We start from the raw sequence: 25,415 nt of genomic DNA on the forward strand, positions 1-25,415 counted from the left end.
TATTTTGTCTACAGGAAAAGCACCTGGAAAATTATATTTGGCTGGAGAATATGCTGTTGTTGAAACAGGATTTCCCGCCGTACTTACATCAGTAAATAAGTACGTTACCGTTACTGTCAATAAGACCCAGAATGGTGGAACTATCCAGTCAAAAAACTTAAATAAGGAACTTATTCACTGGAATCGTCAAGGAACTGAACTAGTCTTTGATGATTCTGAAAGTCAACTCCAATACATTCTGGCAGCTATTAAGTTCATTGAAAAATACGCCCTAGAACGTGGTAAGAAGTTAAGTTACTACGACTTACTAGTTACAAGTGAACTTGATTCCCAAGATGGTAAGAAATATGGTTTAGGCTCATCGGCAGCCGTAACTGTCGCCGTAGTTAAAACTTTAGGCGATTTTTATCACTTAGATCTGTCAGCGATGGATATTTACAAAATTGCTGCTATTTCACACCTATCCGTTCAAGGAAATGGTAGTTTGGGAGATATCGCTGCTAGTGCCTTTGGTGGCATCGTAGCCTATTACTCTCCAGACCGAAACTGGATCTTTAACATGATTCGCAATCACAGTATTACTGAAATTTTATCCTTAGATTGGCCACAACTAAAGATTCAAAGTTTAGAATTACCTAAAGACCTCGAATTAACAGTTGGTTGGACTGGTTCTCCAGCTTCTACCTCCATTCTAGTTGATCGTATTGCCTTGACTAAGGCTCAAAAAGTTAAAAAATATCAACATTTCTTACAAGAAAGCCGTAAAAATGTTGAACAATTGATCAAAGGCTTTAAGAACAATGATTCAGCCTTGATTAAGAAAATGTTTAGCAAATATCGTTCTTTACTAGATGATTTGGCTGAATTCAGTGACGTTCATATTGAAACTGACCTACTAACTAGCCTTTGTGATATTGCTGAAAAGCTTGGTGGTTCCGCTAAGACTTCCGGTGCCGGTGGAGGCGATTGTGGAATCGTCTTAAGCGATAAGAACTTAAATGTCGCTGAATTGAAAAAAGAGTGGCAAAAAGTTGGAATTACCCCTCTTACTTTAAAAATCGGAGAAATAATTGCTCATGCCTAAACAAGATGCCCAAATTCAACGTAAAGTTGAACATCTTTTCTTAGCTGAAAAATACTTCACAGAAGAGTCATTTGCTGATTTTGATGGTGTTAGATTATTACATAACGCCTTACCCGAATTGAACTTGAAACAGATTGATCTTTCAACTCAATTCATAAATCAGAAAATGGCTTTACCTATATACTTCAACGCAATCACTGGTGGATCTAAGCAATCGACCAGATTTAATACTGAATTAGCTCAATTGGCTCACAAATTGAATATTCCCGTTTCCAGTGGTTCAATGGGAGTCTATCTTCGCTTGCCCGAGGAAACTAAAAATTCATTTTCTGTTCTACGAGATAACGATCCAGAAGGATTCGTAGCCGCCAATGTTTCTGCTAAAGCCAATGCTCAACAAGCTCAAACGGCTATTGATTTGATAGAGGCTAATGCCCTACAGGTTCACTTGAATGCTCTACAGGAATTAGCAATGCCTGAAGGCGACAAAGAATTCATGTGGCTAGACAATATTAAACAAATTGTTGCCTCAGTCAATGTACCTGTAATCGTTAAAGAGGTTGGTTTTGGAATGTCAAAAGATAATCTAGCTGATCTTTATAAAGTTGGCGTCAAATACGTTGATGTCTCCGGATTTGGTGGGACTGATTTTGCCCAAATTGAGAGTGCTCGTAATCATGAATTGGATTTGACTTATTTAGATAGATTTTCACTTTCAACTATCGAATCACTTTTAGAGTCTATCCCCTATCAAAATAAAATGACTATCTTCGCTTCCGGCGGCATTAGAACACCAATGGATGTCATCAAGGCTATCCGCATGGGAGCCAGTGCAGTTGGTATGTCCGGATTAGTTTTACATCACTTACAAAAGTATTCTTTAAGTGAAACGGAAATTTTCTTTGATGAATTCGTTAAACAATTACGATTGATTATGGCTGCCATTGGTGCTAAATCAATCGCAGATATAAAAAAAGCCCCCATCATCTTTGATGGAAGACTAGTGAATTACGCTAAACAACGTAATATTATTTTACCGTCTTAATCCTTTAGGATAGACGTTTTTTATTTGAGAATTGCTGTAACGTCCCCAACTGAAGAGTTTACCTTGATAAGACAAGCCAATCCATTTGTTATCGAAGTCAGGACGCTCTTTTAAAATGATCGATTCACCATGAAGATATTTTTCAAATTGATCATCATCTAATTCAAAAACAGTTTTTAATATTTCAGGTTTGAGTGCCAATATCCAAGCGATATCGGGCTCAAACCTATTTTTTTTGAATTCTCCCAGTTTTAAACCATTTCTCAAGATATGTAATCCCTTAAAACGATTATCCAAGCTAGCAGCTTGATATAAGAAATCACTGATGCGTAACCAGTTATTTTCATTCAAAGAAGTTAAATTGGTTTTAGCAAATTTTCGAACAAACTTGAGATCGTCTTTTTTTAAATTGTTGCTGATTTGACGTTCTTTGGGTTCTTCAACATCGCCATCTTTAACCATCTTGCACATGAAATGTCCTTCACCATTGAATTGATCAGGAAACATTCTTAAAGCTTTGGACAATTCTGGATTGTCATTCCCCCACTCCGGTTTAGCATCTTCCATACCAGAATATTTTTTAACATCTACCAAATGCATATCGGGGTATTTCTTCAAGAACCAGTCGACATTTTGTTCATTTTCCTCTGGTGAAAAAGTACAAGTTGAATATACTAATGAACCACCATTATTTAATAATTTGTAGGCTGAATCGAGGATATGTTGCTGACGGTTAGCACATTGTTCCACATAGTCTAAAGACCAATATTTGACTGATTCAGGATCTTTACGAAACATTCCTTCACCTGAACAAGGCGCATCTACTAGAATTTTGTCAAAAAATTGTCCAAACTTCTTTTCAAAGTCTTTAGGCGAATTGTTAGTAACAACAGTATTAGAAATTCCCATTCTTTCGATGTTAGAAGACAGTACTTTGGCACGCTTAGTGTTTATCTCATTGCTTACTAAAAGGCCCTTAGAGGCCATTTTTGAAGCAATATAAGTAGTTTTACTACCAGGAGCCGCACAGAGATCCAAAATTTTTTCATTTTCCTGTGGATCAAGAATCTCAGTAACATACATGGCACTTGGTTCTTGACTGTAAACGTAGCCTGATAAATGATCAATTGAATTACCATTTATTTCACCGAAATAACCAATATTACTGTATTCAAGTGGTTGATCTAGAGAATAGGAAACATTTTTAAAATTGGGTTTAAGTGGGTTGAGGCGAAAAGCTTCTTGGCTATCTTGTTGAATAGCATCAAATAGTTTGTCAGCACGTTCACCCATTAAATTACGATATTTTTCTTTAAAGTCAGAACTCAAATCGACTTTCATTAAATTATTCACTCCGTTTTTTGGTAAAGATTATTTGTGACATTCCTATTAGGATCGTGATTAATACAGAAACTAATATGAACATATTAAATGTATTGTGACTAATAATAGCAATTTTCCAATTAACTGCGGCATAACCAGCAATAAAGGGAACTAGTGTGTAGATTAAGTAACGAATCATTAAACCATTTTGATAATTATTCTTCAAGTCACCAGTCAAGTGTGATCTAGATAGATCGTACTTCAAAGGAACCAAAATGTAGAAATCAACAATGACAATCAAAACGAATAGTAAAACAATTCCAACCAGATACATTTCACCATTATTAGCTGTTTCAGCGTTAGTGAAATCATCCGTCTGTGGTACATACTTGTGAGATGAATTGGCATGTAGAACATTCTTAATTTTAGATAGACTTTCCTTATTAGAAAGAGCATTACCATCCAAGACCGTCGTTACCTGATTCAAATGAAGTTTTGATTTTGGTTGATTGGGTGACAAGGAGATCAAAGTCTGACCATTTAAAATATCCGCACCGTCAAAACCGATATTACCAATAACTGAAATATAGCGATCACCCATCTGAATGTACGCTTGGCCTTGAGGCTTATAGGATTCCAATTGAGATGATTTACCTTGCACTGCAAATGGAATTTGCGAGATAAAATCATCTTGCGAGAAATAACGTCCCGAAGTTATCGGTAATTTATTAATCTTATTATGCCCATAAATGTATCCTAAATCACTGTTACTTTTTTCAAAGAAGATCAGTTGATAAGATGAAACCTTCTTTTTCTTACTTAATCCCTGAACTGCCGTAACTAAATTCTTTTTAGATTTGGTATGCAAAACAATAGCTTGTTCACTCATACCTAATCGGTTCATTGTATTGTTGTATTTGATCGAATCACTTTTTGAGATAGCAACGCCAGTTAACAAAACTATCAGAAAAATAACAATACTTGATATTATCTTTTTCATAAATATCTCACCTATTATTTTATCTTGTACCTTATTCTACCCTATTTGACTAGATAAAGTTGATCGTGGACTAAATCATAATGTGAATAGGTTTGGTTGATACGTTCAATACGGGGATCATCAATCAGTTTAGCCTGATCCCAAAATTCTTTGCTGTTGGTAGCACCGTATTTTTCACCAATAACCAAGAAATTCACGTCTAATTCACGAATTCTTTTTAACACTTTAACATCAATATCTTCACGATCAGGGCTCCAAGCCAAGATAACATTATCAACTTTATTGCCGTACTCATCTAAAGCTTTTAGGGCATCCATTGATTCAACTTTTGTTAGTAAATCTCTACCCGTTTGATTATGATTGGCCCAACTTAAGTCATCTGTACAGTATGTTTCTACATCCAAATTACGTAATTCTTTAGATAAATAACCATTACCAGCCATCAATTCTAAAAAACTTTGTTTTGGAAATTCTGTTACTAATTTTTTAACAAAATCTTGAGTAATCGTTGCCCAATAACCAAACTCATTCTGTAATTGCGTACGTAATTCGTCGAGATCGTGATCAAATGTTTCCAAATTTTTCAAAAGAGCTTCAAAATCAGCCTCTTTGATATTCATATTCTCACGTAAGCAATCTGTAATTTCATCTTCACTTAATTCCAAAGTAGGAAAATGATATTTTGGCAATTGATGATTAGATAAACTATCAAAAACACGTTCTATAAATCTAATTTTGACATTGAATCTCATCCCATTTGGCAATAATGCTACGTCTTGTTTCAATTTATTAATATAATCCATCTTTTCTCCCAATTGATCCGATATTTATAATATACCGCTAATAGTTTACTAGAATCCTGATACAACATAAAGTTATAATTAGCATGAAAAAATTAAATAATATTAAAATTTTTAGTTAGAATAATACATTTATTTCCAATAATTACGAAAAAGTGTAATATCTTAGTTAGTACATATAAGAGGTGAAACATGGCAGAAAATAATAGAAGACGTCGGCCTCAAAAGGAAGAAGAATCAGGTTGGAAGTTCTGGCTACAAACTATTGCTATGACGCTTGCAATCTACGCTATTTTCTTTTTAGGGTTTAAGTACATTCTTTCTAATGACAAGGTAACGGGACCATCGATGCAACCAACCTTTGAGAATGGGGATAAAGTAATCGCTGCTAGACACTCAAAGATTTCGCGTGGTGATGTTATCGTCTTGAAAGCTCCGGACGAAGCTGGCTCATTTTATATCAAACGGGTAATCGGTTTGCCAGGAGATACAGTGGTTTCTAAGAACAACAAAATGTATATTAATGGTAAACTATACAAGGAGGACTTCCTCAAGGCTGGTTCTAAATTAAAGGAACCTGACACTAGTTTATATGCTGGTAAACCTTATAGTTATACCTACGATTTCACTTTAAGTTCTCTAGCTAAGGATTCACCCGAATATAAGACACGTTACAGCAATTCTTATCTAAAAAAAGTTGAAAAAACTAACAAGGTCCCTGCTGGAACTTACTTTGTTATGGGAGATCATCGAACTGTTTCGAAAGACAGTCGTATTATTGGTTTCATTAATAAAAAGAGTGTCATTGGTGAAGTTAAGTGGCGCTATTGGCCATTTACTAGATGGGCAATCTTTTAGATTTAAGTTTTAAACAAACTTATTGGAGGTAGTTTCATGGATAAACCAAATATTGCTGAAATGATAATTCAGTATGAAAAAGATAAAGATATGAATGATACACAATTTGCATTCGAAAGCCATCTTTCAGTTGAACGTGTTCATAACTTGAAGTCAGGTGACTACGAAGCAACTAAAGACGAAGAAAAAACTATTTTGGAATATATTAAACTACATCAATAATGCAATATTTGTAGTTTACCCTTAAAAAGCCGACAATCCTTTGATTGTCGGCTTTTTCTATACCTTACTTTTTTAATTGATCAAATATTTTGGAATCATGAAAGTAAACAAAACATCCTTTGACCCCACGTTTTAATAGAACATTCATTGAATTCAAAATAATTCTCTTTTTAACATCACTCAAATTAATAATATCGTTATCATGTCGCTTTTTGAAAGCTTCTTGATCCTCATATTTATCGATATCTATCTTGATACGACTATTTTTATCATAAGCAACTGACGGTCCGATAATCACTGCCACATAGTTCAAATCGAATCCTTGCACAGTATAAATTGAGCCAATTTCATTAATTGTTTCTGGCTTCTGAGCCCAAGTGGTATTGGAATAATTATATTGATCCCATGGTAGATGGAAGTTACCTTCATTGACGTAATGTTTTTTTCCATCCAGAGTCGAAGGATAATTGGCAGTCGCTACGATTCTTGACTCTCCTACTTCTTTATTCTTTTCCTTTAAGGCCTGATACATTTTTTCAGCATCTTGATAAACTCGAAAATCATAAGTACTATCCATTGATAAATAGTCCGTATTTTCTTGCTCTAAAGGGGTGATTTGCAAATTATCGGTTAAATCGTTGATCCACTGTAAAACTTTTTGTGGTGCTTGCATACGCATTTGCGTTGTCAATGTTGCACTCTCAAAATTAACTTGGTCTGGAATAATTTGTTGTAAAAAGTTGTCTGACCAATAACTCTTTAATTTCAAAACCTGATGAGCATCGAAAACTAAGATTACGACTTTACTTAGTTTAATGATCTCAGTTAATTGATTTTTCTGTGTAAAGTTATTGTAATTATCACTCTCACTTAGTAATAAATGTGCTTCATCAATTACTACTACATCGGCCTGTTTTTTATTTTTATGCATCCGATTGATAAAGGTTGTTGGTCTGAGAAAACGATTTTTGCGTAACTGATCGAATTCGCCGGCATTTTCTTGATAAACCTTTAATAGCTCGGGATGATTAACTAGAAAGTAATTATCCGTCTTGTTCTGCTTTGCTAACGTTTCAATATTTAAGAATAGTTGCGTTAAGATAACACTCTTACCCGTGCCAGCATCCCCATTTAGTTGAAAAATGGACTTCTGAGGGCTTTTTAATCCTTGATTAGTAAATGATAGTATTTGATCAAAAATCATTTGTTGTTGCTTTGTAAGGTCCTTATTTGGAAAAACTGATTCTAACATTTTACCTCCAAATTAAAAAAAGCCTTTCGGCTTTTAGTTTTCGTCACTCTTTAAGATTCCACCAACAGCGTAGTGTTCTTTAGCCATTTCATTCAAAACGACATGAACATGTTCTGCAGGAGCACCAGTATTTTTAACAATAGCTTCAGTAACGTCTTTAACCATACCCTTCAATTGCTCAGGACTACGGCCTTCGATAAGATCAATGTGCACTAGAGGCATAATAATTTCTCCTTTATTTATATATGGATTGATATTCATTTTTACTACATTTTTACTTTAACAAACTTTTGTGAAATAACAAGGTTTCACAATTTTTATACCATGTAGCAATCAAGGTTTAAAAGACTTTCTTTTGAATAAAACAAAAAGGAATCGAACCATAAAGATCCAACCCCTTAATTAATTTTAAATTTGAAAACTTACATGTACATATTAAGTTCCCCACCAAAATCTTGAATAGCAACATACATACCATTATTCAACTTTTGAACGCCTACACCTACAGCAATATATGTACCATCCAACATAGATTCATTATGTGATGGTGAATTCTTCCATTGCTCCATGGCATTTTGTGCTACTTCATCAGCTGTCGAACCATTAGTTACAGCTAGATTTTCCGCCTTATCGTATGAAGCATATTTATTAATATCTGCTTGTGCTTGATTTGCAAATTCGTCATGATTGGCAGCGTAAATATTATTCTTAGCATTTACATGACCTTGCTCAGTAATTGAACGAGCTACAGCACCATTTGATAAATTAATATCTGTAGTAAGAGCTTTTAGACCCTTTGATTCACGATATTCATTTAATAACGAAACAATTTTACTTGCAGCAACAGAAGTATCCACACTTTGTTCAATAGCATTTTTTGTATATGTGAATGTAATTACTGATGAACCATCAGCAGCTACTTTAACAGACTTAGTTGCTTGATCAACTGTATAACCATTAACTTTAACAGCATCTTCACTAATAGTTGAATCGACTTTTTGATCTTTCAAAGTTTTAGCGTCAGCTACATCTTTACCTTGATTGTCAACATATTTAACAGTTACGTTGGCAGACTTAGTTGCTGGTGTTGTAGTTGAATCCTTTTGGTAAGTGAAAGTAGTTGTGTTACCAACATCTGGATTAACAAGCAAATCTGTTGTTGGTATAGAGATTAATTTGTATCCTGGAATATCAATTGCTTTAGCAGTAACCGTTGAACCTACTTTTTCAGTTGTCACTTTATCCTTAGCAATACGGATTGCATTTTCATCCTTGTACATAACAGTTACGTTAGCAGTGGCATCGGCTGGCAAATTGATTTTTGCGTCTTCACTTGATTTATAAATGAAAGTGATTGTGTTACCAGCTTCATTAACAATAATTCTGTCACTTGTATTTGAATATAGAGTATAGCCGGCTACTTTTGGAGCCAAAACAACAAGTTCTTTGCCGACTTCTTGTTTTTCAGTCTTACTGTCAGCGATTTCTTTACCATTTTCGTCAACATATTTAAGAGTTACATTGGCTGTTTTTGCTGATGGGTCAATAGGAGTGCTGTTCTTTTTGTATGTAAAGTTTATATCTGTATCACCTTCAGCTTTTGCAACAATAGTTTTGCTTGCTTCAACTGGAGTATATCCATCAAGAGTAGGTGCTGTAAAAGTCTTTTCTTTTCCTAGCGGAGCCATATCCCATCTGCCCACTAATTCTTTACCTTGTTCATCGAGTAAATGAATACTTACAAACTTACTTTGAGCACCTGTTGGATCAGCATCATCCTTAGTATAAGGAACAGTAAAAATTTCACCGTCAAGTAGAACTTTATATGTGCCATGTTCTTCACTAGGAACTACTGTGTAACCATCAAATTTAGGTGCATCGATTGTGATATTTGAATTTAGTTTAACTTTACGTGTTTCAGTTTTTAAAACGTATGAATCATTTGTTGTAGTTGAACGTTTAATGTAATTTATGGTAACAGTAACTTCTTTATTAGAATCAGTTGGATTGGTTGGAGTAGTAGTTGAACCACCATTATTTTCACTATCTTTTGTATAAGGAACATTAAACTCTTCGCCATCAAACTGAACTTTATAAGTCCAATGATCTTCACCAGGTACAACCGTATAACCATTGAATACAGGTGCATCAATTGTAATATTTGAATTTAATTTAACTTTACGTTTTTCTGTTTTTAGAATGTAGTGATCATTTGTTGTGGTTGAACGTTTGAAATAGTTGATAGTAATAGTAACTTCTTTATCTGGATCAGCTGGAGTAGTAGTTGAACCACCATTACTACCATTATTAGCATTAGTATTTTCATTATTAGTTGAAGTAGCCTCTGCATCAGGTGCGTTCTTAGTATAAGTTTTTTCACTTCTTGAAGAAACGCTTGTTAGAGAAACATTGCTTGCTTTAATCCATTCGTTAGTAGCGACACGATAATAAGTTTGACCGTCAACAACCACTTTAGTATCGGTCTTCCAAGCTGTATTGTCGCCTAGGCCACGGTTAGTAATAAGTTGGAGACCACCGGCAGCTAATGGATTTGTATAAAGTTTAGATTCAGTGTTAGTTAATACGATACCTTTCAAATCCTGTTTTGATGTTTCATCGGCTAAATCCATTTGGTTAGCATTAGCGTATTCATTGCCACCAACCAATAGATAAGTTTCGCCATCAACACCTTTTACAGCCTTAGCAGTTTTCCAAGATGTACCATTTCCTAAACCACGGTTAGCTTTATGAATATTATTAGAAGTAACATCGCTCCAAAGTTGGACGAAAGTGCTATTACTTGAGTTTGCTACAGCAACATTATTAACGGCACTAGCATCAACAGTTTTTTGACTCAACATAGTAGCACTGAACAATGTAACAAAAGTTAGGCCAATTGTTAACCAGCCCTTCTTTGAGTGTACAAGTTTTACACGGTATGTTTTGTCTTCTAAAGCCTTGTTTAAACGTTTCTTTTTAAAATCCATTTTTTTCTCTCCCTTAATTAATTCCCTATTTTTATTTCCTAATTTCTAGCGTAATCTCGAAATGCTTACGTTAATCGTTATCTATCATTTCAGAGTTATTGGTCTCATAAAGTTTGTCTTTAACCTTTATTCATAAACAGTAATTAACTTATTCCATAACTAAAACAATCTTTAGCGATTGTCTATTTGTCAATTGAAGTCTACTCCCTGCCAAAGGTGTACCATAACCAACTTGTTGCATTTCCGTTACGACGGTAAGGAGATGAATCATCAGTATCACTTTTCATATAAACATATCCGTTTTCAGCAACAATAATTTTGTTTGTTATGCTAGTATCATCAGGATCTTGCCAATAAACTTTATAGTGTGCAGTTACATCTTCTGTACTATCATCATTTAGGTCTTCGTCATTTGAATAGACCGTACAGTTGAATTCACCTTTTCGATAATGAAATACTGTATCTGAATCTCCATTAAGTAGGTAACTACCCTCTATGAATTTTTGAAAATCTTTTAAATTATGTATATGTGTCTTATCAGAAAATTCAGAGTCATCCCAACTGCTTTCGTCTGTATTTTCATCTTTATCTTGATTTTCTTGGCTAACAGTAGATTGATTGTTTTCTTTAGGAGTTACTTTTTGCATTTCATTATCTATATCGTCCACTGCATAGTCCTTAGACCATTTTTTATAGTTTGGAGTGCCACTTACCGTGCCATAGTCCAGCATGTCAATAGTTCCAAAATTTTTACTTTTTGTCATTAGATGAAGCTTATTGTTTTTACTAAGTTTAAATCTTAACTTCTTTGGAACAATATTAGAGTTTGAAGAAAATGTATATTGATTCTTACTAAGTTGTTTTAATGTTCCTTGATAAAAATTGGTATTTTTAATGTTATACATAAGAATATTTTTGCCTTCAACTCTATAATTACCTGTTAATAAAGCAAAAATACCACTATTTTCTGCATTTGATACAGGATATCCATATTTCCAAATAAATTTATCACCCTTAAATGCAATGCCATTTTCTATAGAATCTGTTGAAGGGCTCATGAATCCTCGACCATCTAATGATTCTTTTTTACTAACCTTAGTTACTTTATTGTCATTATTAGAAGCTTTTGAATGATTGTTAACACTACATCCCGCTAATAACAATGTACAGAAAATAACTGATACAATAACTCCTCTTCGCATTCTCTTTAAACCCCTCCAAAATAATTATGTTTCATTTTTAGTGATTCTGTGAGTCGATAAATTGTTGATGGAGTTCTGGACCAACTTTTTCAGGATCTTTTACTTCCAATCCTGGTTGTGGTTTTAAGTCCACGCCATCTTCATTACCCTGAATCACATCACCATCATTAACAATCATGAAACTATTGGCACGAGCACCAGTTTGAACTGCACGAGGATAGCGAGATCCTTTTCCAGTAAAACTGACATCTGTTGGTGTCGTCGACATGATATCGCCGACTGTTGGCCATTTAGCAAAAACAAATGAAGTCTGTGTAGGATATCTGAGATAACCTTCGCTATTTACTTCATATGTACCCTTTTCAAAAGTAATCCCAGGATCTGCCGTAGCATTATTTGCTCTAGTCAAATTGTAGATATACTCACCATTACTCTTTAATAGAAGTGTGTAGGTGTCACCTTTAAAGGTACAAGTATATGGCACATCAAAATATTTCTTTGGAGTTTGTGTCTTTGCATCTGAATCTGATGTTTTATCAGAACTGTCCGACTTTGAGGAGTTACTATTACTGTCATCATTAGTGTCTGAAGATTTCTTCGTATCGACAGCAGTTTTTGTAACTTTTTTCTTTTTCTTAGGTTTTACTTTTACAGTTTGTTCAGTTTTGTCGGCACTAGCCGAACTACTTTCGGAAGGTTTGTTGTGTTCCATTCCCATAACTATTCCAGCAATTAAAACGACTGCTAAAACAGCAATTCCCCCGATAATTTGTAATACTTTTTTCATTATTAAATCCCTTTCAAAATACTAGACATAATAAAAGCCCTAACATTTTTGTTAGAGTTTTTATTTTTGCAGTAAAACAACGACACTATATAAACTACTTACATACCGAAATCCTGAACACCATAAACTGTTCCATTTGATGAAATTCCGACTGCAAATCCTCCTGCTACATAGTTTGGATCCAGAGCATTATCAGCATGTTCCTCATCACCTGTCTCCGCATTGAAAATGTGACGAGCCCATTGAGAAATATCGTTGCCATCTGATCCATTCATTCCAATATTTTCACCGACACCACTGTGTTCGTAAACATACTTAGCTAGGTGTGGTTCTTCACTGAAATCTGTTCCATTTGGTTGTTTATGTCCAATGAAGTTCTCTTGTTGATCTATTCCGTAAACAATTTGGGCAGCACGAGCCTCAGCACCTGCCTGTAAATCACTATTTAACTCAAGAGGTGAAACATTGTGCTCTGCCCTAAATTCATTCTCTATCTTATATAATTCAGCGTTCAATTGTGAGATTACTTGCTTCATTTTAGTTTCATTTCTTCTGTACTTAAATGTAACTATCGTATCAGCATAGATACCACCTTTGCCACTGATAGTAACGGTCTGTTGAGTTGGACCAACAACGTCATATCCTAGAACATTTGGTGCGTCAACTGTTACTTTTTTACCAATTTCTTCGCTTCTCTCAGTTCCATTTCCAACAACATAACCTGTATCGGCGCTAATCAATTGAATGCTCAATGGAGCTTTAGCCTTAGTGGCATTCTTCGTATACTTAAATACCAAAGTTTTATCACCGGATACGGATTTTATTGTTTGAGTATCATCACCATCTACTGTATAGCCTTCAATATCCTTAGACTTAGAAATATATGGTTTAGCATTATCAGTTTTTTTAACTAGAGGGTCAGCTATATCTGTACCATTGGCATCTATATATCTAGTTGTGATTGTTGATTGTTGGACTGGTTCAATCTCTTTATCATATTTAAAGTTAATAACGTTATTATCTGCATTCACTTTAATAGATTGACTAGCTTCACCATTCATTTTGTAACCGTCGATAGTAGGTGCAGTAAAAGTACGTGTTGTATTAACCTCTGTAGTCATAGTTGTAGCTGTTCTAATCACATTACCCTTAGTATCTAAGTAGTTCAATGTAACGGTTGCAGTTTTAGGTTTAACGGCATTCTTTTTATATTTAAATATAACGGTATTACCATTCTCACTAACCTTAACTGTTTGACTCTTAGCACCAATTAATGTGTAACCATCAATATCTTTAGCATCAACTGGAACATTAGCCCCGTAATAACCTGATTGGTTATCAGCATCAGCAATAGGTTTACCATTCTCATCTACATAGTTAACCTTAATATTTCCTTCTTTTGTTTGGTGATAAACGAATGTTACTTCATTAGTACCTTTATGGACTGTGATAATTTGAGTCATCTTTTCAGGCATCCAACCAGTAGTATCGCGTGATTCGGCATCAAATGTTGAACCAACCTCTCTGGTGAAAGTTTCATAATTGCCAAACTTAGTACCATCAGCTTTCACATGATGAACGATAATAGTAGCTTTTTGAGTTGTTGGTGTAGTAGTACCGCCATTATTATGGTTGGTATTATCGATAGTAGAACCACTATTATTTTGATTTGTCTCAGTTGAGCTATTGTTGCTGTTACCAGTTAAATAAGCGTCTTCAGCTTTGACCCATTCATTTGTAGCAACACGATAATAAGTTTCCCCGTTTACGACAACTTTTTTATCGGTCTTCCAATATGTATCTCTGCCTAAAGCACGATTAGTAATTAATTTAGCACCTTGTGTTGGATTGTTATAAAGTCTAGTGATTTCCTTATCTGCTCTTGTATGAACTACCCCTAGTAGTCCTTGTGCTGATGTCTCATTTTGAAGAGCCATATCTTTAACGTTAGCGTATTCGTTACCACCAACTAATAGATAAGTTTCACCATCAACACCCTTAACAGAGGCAGCGGTCTTCCAAGCTGTACCATTACCTAAAGCACGATTAGTTTTATGAATACCATTGGATGTAACGTCACTCCATAATTGAACAAAATTTCCTTTTGCTGCTTTGGCAACCGCTACATTATTATTAGCTGAGGCGTCAACTGTTTTGCCACCCAATGCCGTAAAGCCTAACAATGTAATAAAAGTTAATCCAACTGTCAACCAACCTTTTTTACCATGAACTAGTTTTACACGGTATATTTTGTCCTCAAGCGCTTTATTTAAACGTTGTTTTTTAAAATTCATTCTCTACAAACCCCTCAATATAACTTTAATTATGCAAATACTCTCTTAACACCAGCGATATTTCCACGATTACCGTAAATTGAATGTACTTGAACGGCGTATGGCCATGATTCAATCATTGTGTCACGGTTCAATAGAATACCAACGTGCCAGATAATTCCTGTTGATGGGTCAGTGAAGAAAATCAAATCTCCTCTTTGACGGTCATTAAAGTTGATATGTGGAATTCTTGAATCTGCCCAGTAATCACGACTGTTCCATTCATGACCTGGTTGTGCATGTTGAATGTTTGAAATTGGTGCGGAATCAATACCTGAAGCATAAAGTGCTTGTGTAACTAATCCTGAACAGTCAACACCATAAGCAGGCATACTTCCGGCACCAGAAATCCATGTCTTACCAAGATACTTGTTTGCTTGGTTAATCATAGCTTCAATGTGTTGTGAACGTGTACTTGTAATATTTGTTTGAAGTGGTGCGACGTAAGAATCGATACCATACCAATCAGCTTCTGAATAACCCATGGCTTTCCATGTTGCTAAGTTGACGACACCTGTAACAGGTAGACCTTTTCTTGATTGAAGGGATCTAACACTTGAAGCAACTGATCCATCATAAATCGTGTGTGCATTTGAGTAACCAAAGTATCTTCTAACTAGCCAAACTTTGACACCTTCAACACCGTTATATAAGTCATAACCAACAGAACCACCACTAGGTTTGATTTGACTGTTTTGAATTTGTAACCAACCGTTTGGATTTTGATATGCGGCTCCTTCAGCTGAATCATCACTGTTCAACCAAATATCATTACCAATTTGGTAGTAAGTTCTACCGTTAGCACTATCTGTACGATTGTATTTCCATACTGAATTGGCAGCGTAATTAGCTTGTCCATTCTTGTAAAATCCTGCTTCGTTACGAGAATAACTAGCAGCTCCCCATGATTTAACACGAACGACACCACTCTTTTGGTGTCCATATGTCAAAACAACGTTGTCGGCATTAGCATATTCGTTTGTAGCAACACGGTAAAAAGTTTGACCATTGTAAACTAATTTTTGATCAGTTAACCAGGCAGTATTTCCACCTAATACACGGTTAGAAATAGCAGTACCATCTTGAGTGTAAAGTTGTGTGAATCCTGTTGTGTCAACGATTCCTTTTAATGGTGTGATATTACTTGCTGTAGAATCAGCTTGTGTTGTTGCTTGAGCTGATGTATCTTGAGCAGTTTGTTGAGTAGCAACATTTTGAGCTTGAACATCATCGTTAGTTGTTTGTTCAGTTTGAGTAACTTGTTGATCATTTTGATCTGTTTGAACTTGAGTATCATCAGATACTTGTTCTTGATTTTGAGTCTGATCTGTCTTTTGTGATTGTGAAACAGCTTGTGATTTAGCAACTTGTTCAGTTGTTTGATCAGCATTATCTATTGTTGTGTCAGCTTTAACACTTTGTTGTGACAAAGTAACTGCAGCCAAGGCTACACCGCAAACAAAAGCAAATTGAAACTTTTTATTCATTTTTCTTTCCCCTTAATAACTTATTGCACGTCTTTTTTGCGTGTTCCAATTATTGATAAATTGATTAATCCCCATTTGGAGTGTTTGGTTCGTCCAGCAATCGTTGTAGTAGACGTAATTCTTGTCATAGCCTGTCACAACTAAAGCATGATATGGGAAGCCATATAATGTATTCCATGTCACAACTGGATGACCGATATTGATTTGATACTTAATAGCGTTGAAATTTTGACCAGTCAAATTTTTGGCCGTGCCAGTATATTTCTCGACCAAATTCATCAAGGCTGGTGGAAAAATTGTAATTCCAGTTCCATCCCAAGGTTGACCGATATAACCATAATTAGGATTACTGCTACGAGGCATTTCCTTAGCCATTTGCATCTTATTAACTTTGGCTCCGGCGTATTGCAACATCATCGTTACAGCAGTGATTTCACAACCATTTGGTAATTCAGGTCTTTGAGCAATCAAAGGCACACCAGAAATCCATTTAGCATCTTGATATTGGCCTTGACTAAGGACAACGTAATCTTGTGGTACCCAAGTGTTACTTCCAACTTGGTACCAATCCTTGCCACCAAATTGAGCGCGACTATTAACTTTCCAACTACTACCAGTTGGTAAATTACTTCCTAAGTAAACTGCCTTATCACCAAAACCTTGGAAATCGTGAACACTGGCACCACTCTTATAGACAACTGTGGCTACACCATCATATGGCTGAGCGTAATCACGGTATGTTCCCATCGTTGAATCTACATATTCAGTAGTAGCAACTCGGTAATAGACTTTGTCCTTATACGTACGACGATAATCAGCACGCCATGCAGTATTTGGACCTAAATAGCGATTCGTAATTGGTTGATCATTATTATCGTGTAAATTTACAACGTTACCACCAATAGTAAATACACCATTTACGGCTTCATCATGATAAGTTGCTTGAGCTTCTTGAACGGCCTGAGTAGATTGACTATTTTGAGATGCAACCGGTGTCTGAACATCATTTGAATTATCGGATGTTGTTACAGAAGGTTTATCTCCACTTTGATTAACTGTATTATTCTGAACAGTTTTTTCATTTGAATTCTCAGGAATTTGAATCCAAACTGAACTTTTGTTGTCCTCAGAAACATTGTCTGTTGTGTTTGTCTGAGAACTTGCCTGTGTTGTTATTGCTTGCTGTTGACCACTGGTGTCTTCATCAGCCTTAACGATAGTGGTTGAAAAAAGGCAACTAGAAGCAAACAAAGTTGCATATAGCAATTGTTTTTTTATCAACATATTCTCCCCTAAAAATAAGTTTTATAAATAAATCCTTAGCAATTTTCCGTTTTTCCCATTAATACCCCCGACATAATATGACATGAATAATTCAATATTAATAAGAATGTCATTTTTTACATGTCCCTTCAAATACAAACAACATGTAGAGTCACTGTACTTATTTGCTATTATATTTTCGAATTTTTTAATTGCATTTTTGCATAAAAAATAGAACATCAACTAACTTGGCATTCTATTTTTTACTTATTTTTGCCATTTTTGTTACATAAATTGATCATTTGAAAATGAAGTTTATTTTTTGTTTTTTGTGTTATGTTTTCGTAAAACATTTTATTTTACAATAGGACTATCGTTATTGTTTATAAAAAAAAGGTAGAACATCAATTTTGATGTTCTACCTTTCGAAATTTTAACGACGTTTAATTTGTTGCATATGTTTCCGTGATTTTTTCATAGCTTTTTTACTGCCAAATGCTTGATTAATCTTTTCGTTTTCCAATTGACGTGAATTCATCTTGCTATAAGACATTTCACGTTGCAATTTAAGGTAACTCTTCAATCTGTCAGCATCCAAACGTCCGTCTTTAACTGCCTCTTTTACCGCACAACCAGGTTCATTTTGATGACTACAATCACGAAAACGACACTCTTTTGCTAACTCTGTGATATCCTCAAAAGTCTTAGAGAGATTACCGACAAATAATTGTAATTCTCTCATACCCGGAGTATCAATAACAATACCTCCATTTGGTAATAGTATTAATTGTCGTGATGTAGTTGTATGTCTCCCCTTGTCGTCACCTTCCCTGACTTGCTTGGTCTCTAGTTCAGAATCTCCTAAAAACCAATTAATCAAAGATGATTTACCAACTCCTGACGAGCCAATGAAAGCAACTGTTTTTTGGGGTTTAATATAAGCCGATAGTTTGTCCAATCCTGTTTTCATTTCAAACGAACAAACGACTGTATCAACGCCCATGCAAACATCTTCTAGTTCCCGCAATTTGGCAGTAATATCAGCGCATAAATCTGATTTAGTCAAGACTACTACTGGAGTAGCTCCACTATCCCAAGCCATTGTTAAATAGCGTTCAACCCTACGTGGATTAAAATTAGTATTCAACGACATACAGATAAAAATTGTATCAATATTGCTGGCAATAACCTGACCACTACTATCATTACCCGAAGCCTCGCGGGCTAAAATACTTTTACGTGGCCAAAGTTTTCGAATAATTCCTGTTGCGTTAGCTTCTACTGAAATTAATACCCAATCGCCAACAGCAGGATATTCAGTTGTATTAATAATTTGATGATTCATTTTTCCCGAGATCTTAGCTTGCACAAAGCCTTGGTTGGTTACGACTTGATATAAGTCTCGATGCTGGCTAGTTACACGTGCCCAAACTAATTTTCCAAGATTATTCTCTGATGATTTGATTTCATCTGTAAAACCATATTTTTCAATAATATTCAATTTTTTTATTCCCTTCACAAGTGACGGTACTCTAAAACTTGCGAAAAAAAGGGTGCAGTTTACCCACTGCACCACAAAAAGAGAAAAAGTTATCTTTCGTCCATTCGCAAGGCATTAGGGTACACAAAATAAGATAGGTTTAAAACCTATTTTTTCTATGTTCTAATGAAAATCCTATTAAATGAACAGCATACGCGGTTCCTCCGTTATTTTATTACCGCTAAGATAGCATTATTGATCATTTTAGTCAATTCAATCGTTCTAAGGTTACATAACAAAACTACTATGAAGTACTTACTTCAAAAAAAGCTCTAGCTAAGGTTTTCCCCTCAACTAGAGCCAAATTGAATCTATTTTTTATTCTCACTGTTTAATTTAATAATTTCAAGAACAACATCAACCGCTTTTTCCATTGACTCTTCAGCCACATATTCAAAACGTCCATGCATATTCTCGCCACCAGCAAACAAATTAGGTGTTGGTAAACCTTTAAAGGAAATAGTTGAGCCATCAGTACCACCACGAACAGGTGCTTCATCAGGTTCAATGTCTAAGTTCTTCATTGCCTTTTCAGCAATCTTAACGACATCCATATGATCCTTGATAACATCGATCATGTTGTAATATTGATCACCCATATCAATCTTAACAGTTCCTTCACCATACTTATTGTTCAATTGCTTAACAATCTCAGTAACTTTATTCTTACGTGCTTCCAAACCATCACGTTCAAAATCACGAATGATATAAGACATATCAGTATGATCAACAGTTCCGTTTTCTTCTAGTAAGTGGAAGAAACCTTGACGTCCATCAGTTTGTTCTGGTACTTCACTAGCAGGCAAAGCGTCTTCAAATTCACGAGCAACAGTCAACGAATTGATCATAATACCCTTAGCTTCTGAAGGATGAACATCTTTACCGGTAATATGTACTTTCAAACTTGCAGCACTGAAAGTTTCGTATTCCAATTGACCAACAGGACCACCATCAACTGTATAAGCAAAATCAGCACCAAAGTCAGGAACATCAAAATTCTTAGCACCAGTTCCGATTTCCTCATCAGGTCCCAAACCAATCTTGATCTTACCATGTTTGATTTCTGGATGAGCAATCAAATATTCCATAGTCGTGATAATTTCAGCAACACCTGATTTATCATCAGATCCTAGAAGTGTATCACCACTTGTTGTGATCAATGTTTGTCCAGCATACTTTGTTAATGAAGGGAATACCTTTGGATCTAGTGTGTATTCACCAGCATCGTCAAGCTTAATAACACTCTTGCCATCGTAATTTTCAACGATTTTAGGTTTGATATCTTCTGAATTAAAATCAGCAGTATCAATGTGAGAAATCAATCCCAAGACTGGGACATTATAATCAAGATTAGATGGTAGTTCGGCGGTCAAATATGAATCAACCTTACGAATTTTTACATCTTTCAGACCAATTTCTTCCAATTCTGCAGCCAATTTCTTCAAGAAAACAGTTTGTCTTTCAGTTGAAGGAATCATTGTTGAATTTTCATCTGAACGAGTATTTTGTTTAACATATCCTAAGAAACGAGGAATTAATTTTTCATATTTTATTGCCATTACTACACTCTCCCTATAAGAAATTATATGGTTCTGTATCTACTTCTGATTGTACTATATCTAAGTCCCATTTATTAGATTTTTTCCAATCTTCTAACAAACTTGCCATTTCTTTAATAAAGATTGCCTCAATATGATGCCCTGGATCGATTACATTAAGACCATTAGCCATCATATCGTGTGCAGTATGATAATAAACATCCCCAGTAATAAAGGTGTCAGCACCAGCTTTAATAACTTCTGGATAAAACTTTCCTGCATCGCCACCAATTATGGCAACTTTTTTAACTTTCTGACCTAAATCTGATTTAACATAACGAAGATTAGGAACATGATAAGCATCACGAACCATTTTAGCAAAATCGACTAACTCCATCGGCTCTTTCAATTCACCCATACGCCCCAAAGAGTAATCATCGTCTTCATTTAAATAACTAACATTATTTAAACCCAATTCTTCCATTAACCAATCATTCATACCACCGTGAGCTTTATCAAGGTTAGTATGAACAGCATGTACGGCAATATTGTGTGATAACAAGTCACGATACATTTGATTTTGTGGTGATGTTAGATCTAAATTATGGGCTGGATGAAACATGATTGGATGATGAGCTAAGATGAAATCAACATTTTTGTCGATAGCTTCTTTAACTACTTGTGGACGAACATCTAGTGTCGTCATAAGACGATGAACAGTCTGTTTACGATTACCAATCTGGAAACCAGTTGGATCGCCATCTTCTTTAATTGACAATGGAGCAAATTCTTCAATTCGATTAATAATATCTTGAACTTGAATTTCTACCATTATAATATCTCCTCAATATATTTAATATCTTGGTTCATTAAATCAATTTTGGCTTGATCAATCTTCTTTGCATGGGACATATTCTCAACAGCCTTTTGATAGCTATTGAGCTTATGTTGCCATTTAGCAATAAAGGTTGGAGTCTTCTTGGTCATTAGTACTGGACCCATTAAAAATTGGGCTGAATTCAGCGGCTTAGCTTGTTCAACTTTGTTAGCTTTAATAATTTCATAAACGTGATGTTCTTCTTCAACGATATCTTCATCAACGATTTCAAAATTATTTTCGACTAACCAATGACGTACCAGCGGTTCACCAATATTAGGTTGTAAAATTAACGTCTTAACATTGGACAACTGATCTACGGTTGCTCGTGTGAGAATATTTTGAATCAAAATACCACCCATACCAGCAATTACGACCGTATCAATTTGATCTTCAGGTTTAATAACAGCTAGGCCATCACCCAAACGAACATCAATTTGTTTGCTTAATCCAAACTTATCAACGTCTGCTTTAGAACGTGATATAGGACCGGGTGCAACTTCACCAGCAATTGCAAATTGACAAATTTTTTCTTCTATTAATTCTACTGGCAAATAAGCATGATCTGATCCAATATCAGCCACTCTTGTATCTTTATCAACCATTTGGTAAACGGCTTGTAATCTCTTTGAAAGTAAAGTCACTTTAACCTCTATTCTGCAGTCTTTTTGTCTAAGTCTGTCATGTATTCACGTGTCATTGGCATTGCTGTACCACTAGGTCCATTTGTCAAAAGAAATTGAATAACATCAATATTGCCACTTTCAAACGAAGCAGCACATGCTTGTAGATACAAGTCCCACATACGAACAAATCTTTCACCGTACATTTTATCAACTTGATCTACAACTTTATTAAAGTTACGATCCCAAATTTCAACAGTCTTTTGATAATGACGACGAAGTGGTTCTAAGTCATCAATTTGAAGACCTGCGTCTAAAATATGACCAACATTTTCTTTAACATCAGGAATATAGCCACCTGGGAAGATATACTTAACTAGCCAAGCATCTACACCGACACCATAGTGTTGACCAGTAATACCATGAATTAGAGCATTACCATTTGGTTTCAAAACATTCTTAACTGTTTCAAAGTAACCAGGTAGATTATCTTTACCAACGTGTTCAAACATACCAACAGAAACGACATGATCGAATTTTTCATTAACTTCACGATAGTCTTCAAGCATAACTTCCATTTGATCACTCAAATTTTCATCTTGAATCTTTTGATTTACATAATTGTATTGCTCTTGACTTAATGTAACACCTTTTGCCTTCAAACCATACTCTTTAGCAGCAGTGAACATCATTGTTCCCCAACCACAACCGATATCAAGAATTGTTTCACCAGGTTTAGTGTTTAACTTATTCAAAATATGACGTACTTTGTTCATTTGGGCTTGTTCCAAAGTATCCTCTGGAGTTCTGAAATAAGCACATGAATATGTCATAGTCTTATCAAGCCATAATTTGTAGAAATCATTACCAATATCATAATGTTCTTGAATTTCTTTTTTGTTACCTTCCTCTGAGTGATTAAACTTAGGAATGTATTTTTTCAACTTTAAACTGGACATAAAACTATCAGATTGAGTGTAAGCAGAAGTGATCAATTTTTGGATTGAACCTTCAATTTCAATTTTCTTGTCCATATATGCTTCACCTAAAGTTAGGGTAGCATGTTTTACAACTTCAGAAATAGGAACTTTGTCATTAAACTTAATAGTTATATCAGACTTTCCTTCTGGTCCATAATTCTTTTCTTTCCCGTCCCAAAAAACAACCTTAATAGGAATAGTAAATGAACGTGAAAATATTTCGTCATAAATCTTTTTATCTAACATAACATCCTCCAAAAAAGTAGATATATTAATTGTAAATCAAATTGTGAAAAAATATAAACTAAAACTACTGATTTTCAGAAACATATTAATAAAAATGTCTCAAATACAGCGATTCTATACCTATTTCAGTTTTTAAATGGCCCTTGCCCCAATTAAACTAGATTCTATTTCAATAAAAAAGTGTCCGTACTGACCTATATTGGAATCTTTCCAATCATTGATCAATATGAACACTTATTATTAGTTTGAACTTGAATACTATTTCTTTAAATTAATTTTTGACTTTTAACACATTTAAATACGTTTTTTAAAAATAGCTGGAACGAAGAACAATAGTGCGGCTCCCAAATATGATAGCCAAGAATTCTTCTTATTTCCTGTTTGTGGAAGACTTCCTACTTCTTTCTTTACCACATTGTTTAATACATTGGCAGTACTATTTTCGCTATTCTCGTCGGAATTTAACGAGACAAGTGTATTTTCAGAGTTACTTGTTTCATTCGAATCGCCATGATTCTCAGAATCGATTGATTCCTCAGGGTTGACTGGTTCTTCTGGGTTACTTGGCTCTTCAGGATTACCTGGTTCTTCTGGGTTACTTGGCTCTTCAGGATTACCTGGTTCTTCTGAGTTACCTGGCTCTTCAGGATTACCTGCTTCCTCTGGATTACTTGGTTCTTCAGGATTACCCGGTTCCTCTGGATTGCCTGGTTCTTCGGGATTACCTGGTTCTTCAGGATTGCCTGGTTCTTCAGGATTACTTGGTTCCTCTGGATTGCCTGGTTCCTCTGGATTACCTGGTTCTTCAGGATTACTTGGTTCTTCTGGGTTACTTGGTTCTTCAGGATTGCCTGGTTCTTCTGGGTTACTTGGTTCTTCCTTATCCTTTGCATAATAAACAGTATATTCATGATCAGCATTAGTCTTTTCAGGGTCAGTAACTTTATCCTCAACGCTATCCAAGTTATCAGGATCAACCTCATTCTTATCAACTAAAACAACGTGATAACCAGCAATCTCTGGATTTGGTACTTCTGAAAATTGTGGTACACCGCTACTAATCAAGGCTCTTGAAAGTTTTGATCCAACGTAGTACCAACTATCAGTATCAGTCACTGGTCCATCAGCATTATTATGGTAAAGTTGTGCAGATCTATCATTTGCGCTTCCACTAACAAAGATGATTGATGGGGAAACATAATCCGCATGCAAAGTATCATTTGTTCCAATTTCTACATAATGAATTGTTTCTCTAACTGTATGTGCCCCATAACTGATTCCTGAAGGTGTTGGTACATAAACATAGATGATTGTTCCATTATCACCTATCTCATTTAGAGTTCCCTTACTTGGCAAACTAACTTCACGATTATTTTTTGCATAAATGGTTGCTGGCAGATTAAGTCCAGCCAAACTTATTTCTGGTTTAGAACCGTTTAAACCAATATAAGTATAATTTGGAATATTCTCTTTTGTAGATGAATATTCATTGCCTTGACTAGCTCCGTTAGGATAGGTCAAAGTAGTATCATCAACTATATCTTCACCCGTAAAGTAATCAATATGTCTTACTTTAACCAGGGCATCAGTATCTTTTACATAATAAACTGTATAGTCTCGATCTTTGCCGCCAAATTCAGTCAACTTAGCTTCAACGTTTTCCAAATCAGTTTGGTCTTGAACTTTATAAATCTTGTAACCATCAATTTCAGGATTCTTAACTTCATTAAAGATACCAGTATTACTGATGTTCCAATTTTTAGGATCTTTCAAACTTCCGTTATTGCCATTGTGATAAAAAGTAACTGTTTTATCACCCTTAGTTGCTTGAACAAAAGTAATCTTATTTGCTACATGATCGGTAGCTACTGGTTCATTAGTATCATAGTCAACATAATGGATTGTTTCGTTGACAGTACTTGTCTTGACACTATCCAAAGTTGGTAGATAAACATAAATAACAGTTCC

General features: G+C 35.1%; 21 protein-coding genes. 4 read left to right on the top strand and 17 right to left on the bottom strand.

Features of this window, described 5'->3' with window-relative positions; translation table 11 throughout:
* Positions 1–4: 4 nt before the first annotated feature.
* Both ATN92_RS09670 and fni read left to right on the top strand, forming a co-directional pair.
* Positions 5–1,084, top strand: coding sequence for a phosphomevalonate kinase (locus ATN92_RS09670; protein WP_056952598.1), 1,080 nt, complete (start codon positions 5–7; stop codon positions 1,082–1,084).
* Complete coding sequence (fni, locus tag ATN92_RS09675; protein WP_056952600.1) at positions 1,077–2,129, top strand: type 2 isopentenyl-diphosphate Delta-isomerase; 1,053 nt, start codon at positions 1,077–1,079, stop codon at positions 2,127–2,129. The genes ATN92_RS09670 and fni overlap by 8 nt, the downstream gene beginning before the upstream one ends.
* Here fni and ATN92_RS09680 read toward each other — a convergent pair.
* The 3 genes from ATN92_RS09680 to ATN92_RS09690 are packed head-to-tail and all read right to left on the bottom strand — an operon-like array spanning position 2,118 to position 5,255.
* Positions 2,118–3,470, bottom strand: coding sequence for an RsmF rRNA methyltransferase first C-terminal domain-containing protein (locus tag ATN92_RS09680; protein WP_056952602.1), 1,353 nt, complete (start codon positions 3,468–3,470; stop codon positions 2,118–2,120). The genes fni and ATN92_RS09680 overlap by 12 nt on opposite strands.
* 4 nt (positions 3,471–3,474) lie before the next feature.
* Positions 3,475–4,452, bottom strand: a complete 978-nt coding sequence (locus tag ATN92_RS09685; RefSeq protein ID WP_056952603.1) for a hypothetical protein — start codon at positions 4,450–4,452, stop codon at positions 3,475–3,477.
* A 41-nt stretch (positions 4,453–4,493) separates the two neighbouring features.
* A complete protein-coding gene (locus ATN92_RS09690) occupies positions 4,494–5,255 on the bottom strand; it encodes a hypothetical protein (protein WP_056952605.1) in 762 nt (253 codons plus the stop codon).
* 189 nt (positions 5,256–5,444) lie between these two features.
* On the opposite strand from ATN92_RS09690, the gene lepB reads away from it, so the two are divergent.
* Positions 5,445–6,110 (top strand): signal peptidase I, encoded by a 666-nt coding sequence (gene lepB, locus ATN92_RS09695; protein ID WP_056952606.1) that lies wholly within the window; start codon positions 5,445–5,447, stop codon positions 6,108–6,110.
* A 36-nt stretch (positions 6,111–6,146) separates the two neighbouring features.
* Entirely contained in the window at positions 6,147–6,332 is a 186-nt protein-coding gene (locus ATN92_RS09700; protein ID WP_054642159.1) for an LBP_cg2779 family protein, read from the top strand.
* 64 nt (positions 6,333–6,396) lie between these two features.
* Here ATN92_RS09700 and ATN92_RS09705 read toward each other — a convergent pair whose 3' ends face one another.
* The 14 genes from ATN92_RS09705 to ATN92_RS09770 all read right to left on the bottom strand — a co-directional run bounded on the left by ATN92_RS09705 (position 6,397) and on the right by ATN92_RS09770 (position 25,385).
* On the bottom strand, positions 6,397–7,584 hold the full coding sequence (locus ATN92_RS09705; RefSeq protein WP_056952608.1) for a DUF2075 domain-containing protein: 1,188 nt from the start codon (positions 7,582–7,584) through the stop codon (positions 6,397–6,399).
* Between the two features lie 33 nt (positions 7,585–7,617).
* Complete coding sequence (thmT, locus tag ATN92_RS09710; protein ID WP_056952609.1) at positions 7,618–7,806, bottom strand: 2-hydroxymuconate tautomerase; 189 nt, start codon at positions 7,804–7,806, stop codon at positions 7,618–7,620.
* 200 nt (positions 7,807–8,006) lie between these two features.
* Complete coding sequence (locus ATN92_RS09715) at positions 8,007–10,571, bottom strand: MucBP domain-containing protein (protein ID WP_056952611.1); 2,565 nt, start codon at positions 10,569–10,571, stop codon at positions 8,007–8,009.
* Between the two features lie 200 nt (positions 10,572–10,771).
* Positions 10,772–11,773: a hypothetical protein gene (locus ATN92_RS09720; RefSeq protein WP_056952612.1), complete on the bottom strand. Its 1,002-nt coding sequence runs from the start codon at positions 11,771–11,773 to the stop codon at positions 10,772–10,774.
* Between the two features lie 37 nt (positions 11,774–11,810).
* Positions 11,811–12,560, bottom strand: coding sequence for a hypothetical protein (locus ATN92_RS09725; RefSeq protein WP_056952614.1), 750 nt, complete (start codon positions 12,558–12,560; stop codon positions 11,811–11,813).
* 98 nt (positions 12,561–12,658) lie between these two features.
* On the bottom strand, positions 12,659–14,854 hold the full coding sequence (locus ATN92_RS09730; protein ID WP_056952616.1) for a MucBP domain-containing protein: 2,196 nt from the start codon (positions 14,852–14,854) through the stop codon (positions 12,659–12,661).
* 29 nt (positions 14,855–14,883) lie between these two features.
* Positions 14,884–16,380 carry an NlpC/P60 family protein gene (locus ATN92_RS09735; protein WP_056952618.1) on the bottom strand — a complete coding sequence of 499 codons (1,497 nt, stop codon included), beginning with the start codon at positions 16,378–16,380 and terminating at the stop codon, positions 14,884–14,886.
* A gap of 12 nt (positions 16,381–16,392) precedes the next feature.
* The gene (locus ATN92_RS09740; protein WP_056952620.1) at positions 16,393–17,664 is read right to left on the bottom strand and encodes a C39 family peptidase; all 1,272 of its coding nucleotides are present in this window, start codon (positions 17,662–17,664) and stop codon (positions 16,393–16,395) included.
* 412 nt (positions 17,665–18,076) lie between these two features.
* Positions 18,077–19,144, bottom strand: coding sequence for a ribosome small subunit-dependent GTPase A (gene rsgA / locus ATN92_RS09745; protein ID WP_056952622.1), 1,068 nt, complete (start codon positions 19,142–19,144; stop codon positions 18,077–18,079).
* A 350-nt stretch (positions 19,145–19,494) separates the two neighbouring features.
* A complete protein-coding gene (gene pepT, locus ATN92_RS09750) occupies positions 19,495–20,742 on the bottom strand; it encodes a peptidase T (RefSeq protein ID WP_056952624.1) in 1,248 nt (415 codons plus the stop codon).
* Between the two features lie 13 nt (positions 20,743–20,755).
* Entirely contained in the window at positions 20,756–21,553 is a 798-nt protein-coding gene (locus ATN92_RS09755) for a Nif3-like dinuclear metal center hexameric protein (protein ID WP_056952626.1), read from the bottom strand.
* On the bottom strand, positions 21,553–22,242 hold the full coding sequence (locus ATN92_RS09760) for a tRNA (adenine(22)-N(1))-methyltransferase (protein ID WP_056952628.1): 690 nt from the start codon (positions 22,240–22,242) through the stop codon (positions 21,553–21,555). Before ATN92_RS09760 ends, ATN92_RS09755 begins: the two co-directional genes overlap by 1 nt.
* 8 nt (positions 22,243–22,250) lie before the next feature.
* Positions 22,251–23,447, bottom strand: coding sequence for an SAM-dependent methyltransferase (locus tag ATN92_RS09765; RefSeq protein WP_056952629.1), 1,197 nt, complete (start codon positions 23,445–23,447; stop codon positions 22,251–22,253).
* Between the two features lie 294 nt (positions 23,448–23,741).
* A complete protein-coding gene (locus tag ATN92_RS09770) occupies positions 23,742–25,385 on the bottom strand; it encodes a mucin-binding protein (RefSeq protein WP_158106692.1) in 1,644 nt (547 codons plus the stop codon).
* Positions 25,386–25,415 lie beyond the last annotated feature (30 nt).

Source organism: Companilactobacillus bobalius, assembly GCF_009764355.1.

Coding starts and splice junctions, on each gene's coding strand:
- fni (WP_056952600.1), top strand. CDS start 1,077: ATGCCTAAACAAGATGCCCAAATTCAACGTAAAGTTGAACATCTTTTC.
- ATN92_RS09680 (WP_056952602.1), bottom strand. CDS start 3,470: ATGAAAGTCGATTTGAGTTCTGACTTTAAAGAAAAATATCGTAATTTA.
- ATN92_RS09685 (WP_056952603.1), bottom strand. CDS start 4,452: ATGAAAAAGATAATATCAAGTATTGTTATTTTTCTGATAGTTTTGTTA.
- ATN92_RS09690 (WP_056952605.1), bottom strand. CDS start 5,255: ATGGATTATATTAATAAATTGAAACAAGACGTAGCATTATTGCCAAAT.
- lepB (WP_056952606.1), top strand. CDS start 5,445: ATGGCAGAAAATAATAGAAGACGTCGGCCTCAAAAGGAAGAAGAATCA.
- ATN92_RS09700 (WP_054642159.1), top strand. CDS start 6,147: ATGGATAAACCAAATATTGCTGAAATGATAATTCAGTATGAAAAAGAT.
- ATN92_RS09705 (WP_056952608.1), bottom strand. CDS start 7,584: ATGTTAGAATCAGTTTTTCCAAATAAGGACCTTACAAAGCAACAACAA.
- thmT (WP_056952609.1), bottom strand. CDS start 7,806: ATGCCTCTAGTGCACATTGATCTTATCGAAGGCCGTAGTCCTGAGCAA.
- ATN92_RS09715 (WP_056952611.1), bottom strand. CDS start 10,571: ATGGATTTTAAAAAGAAACGTTTAAACAAGGCTTTAGAAGACAAAACA.
- ATN92_RS09720 (WP_056952612.1), bottom strand. CDS start 11,773: ATGCGAAGAGGAGTTATTGTATCAGTTATTTTCTGTACATTGTTATTA.
- ATN92_RS09725 (WP_056952614.1), bottom strand. CDS start 12,560: ATGAAAAAAGTATTACAAATTATCGGGGGAATTGCTGTTTTAGCAGTC.
- ATN92_RS09730 (WP_056952616.1), bottom strand. CDS start 14,854: ATGAATTTTAAAAAACAACGTTTAAATAAAGCGCTTGAGGACAAAATA.
- ATN92_RS09735 (WP_056952618.1), bottom strand. CDS start 16,380: ATGAATAAAAAGTTTCAATTTGCTTTTGTTTGCGGTGTAGCCTTGGCT.
- ATN92_RS09740 (WP_056952620.1), bottom strand. CDS start 17,664: ATGTTGATAAAAAAACAATTGCTATATGCAACTTTGTTTGCTTCTAGT.
- pepT (WP_056952624.1), bottom strand. CDS start 20,742: ATGGCAATAAAATATGAAAAATTAATTCCTCGTTTCTTAGGATATGTT.
- ATN92_RS09755 (WP_056952626.1), bottom strand. CDS start 21,553: ATGGTAGAAATTCAAGTTCAAGATATTATTAATCGAATTGAAGAATTT.
- ATN92_RS09765 (WP_056952629.1), bottom strand. CDS start 23,447: ATGTTAGATAAAAAGATTTATGACGAAATATTTTCACGTTCATTTACT.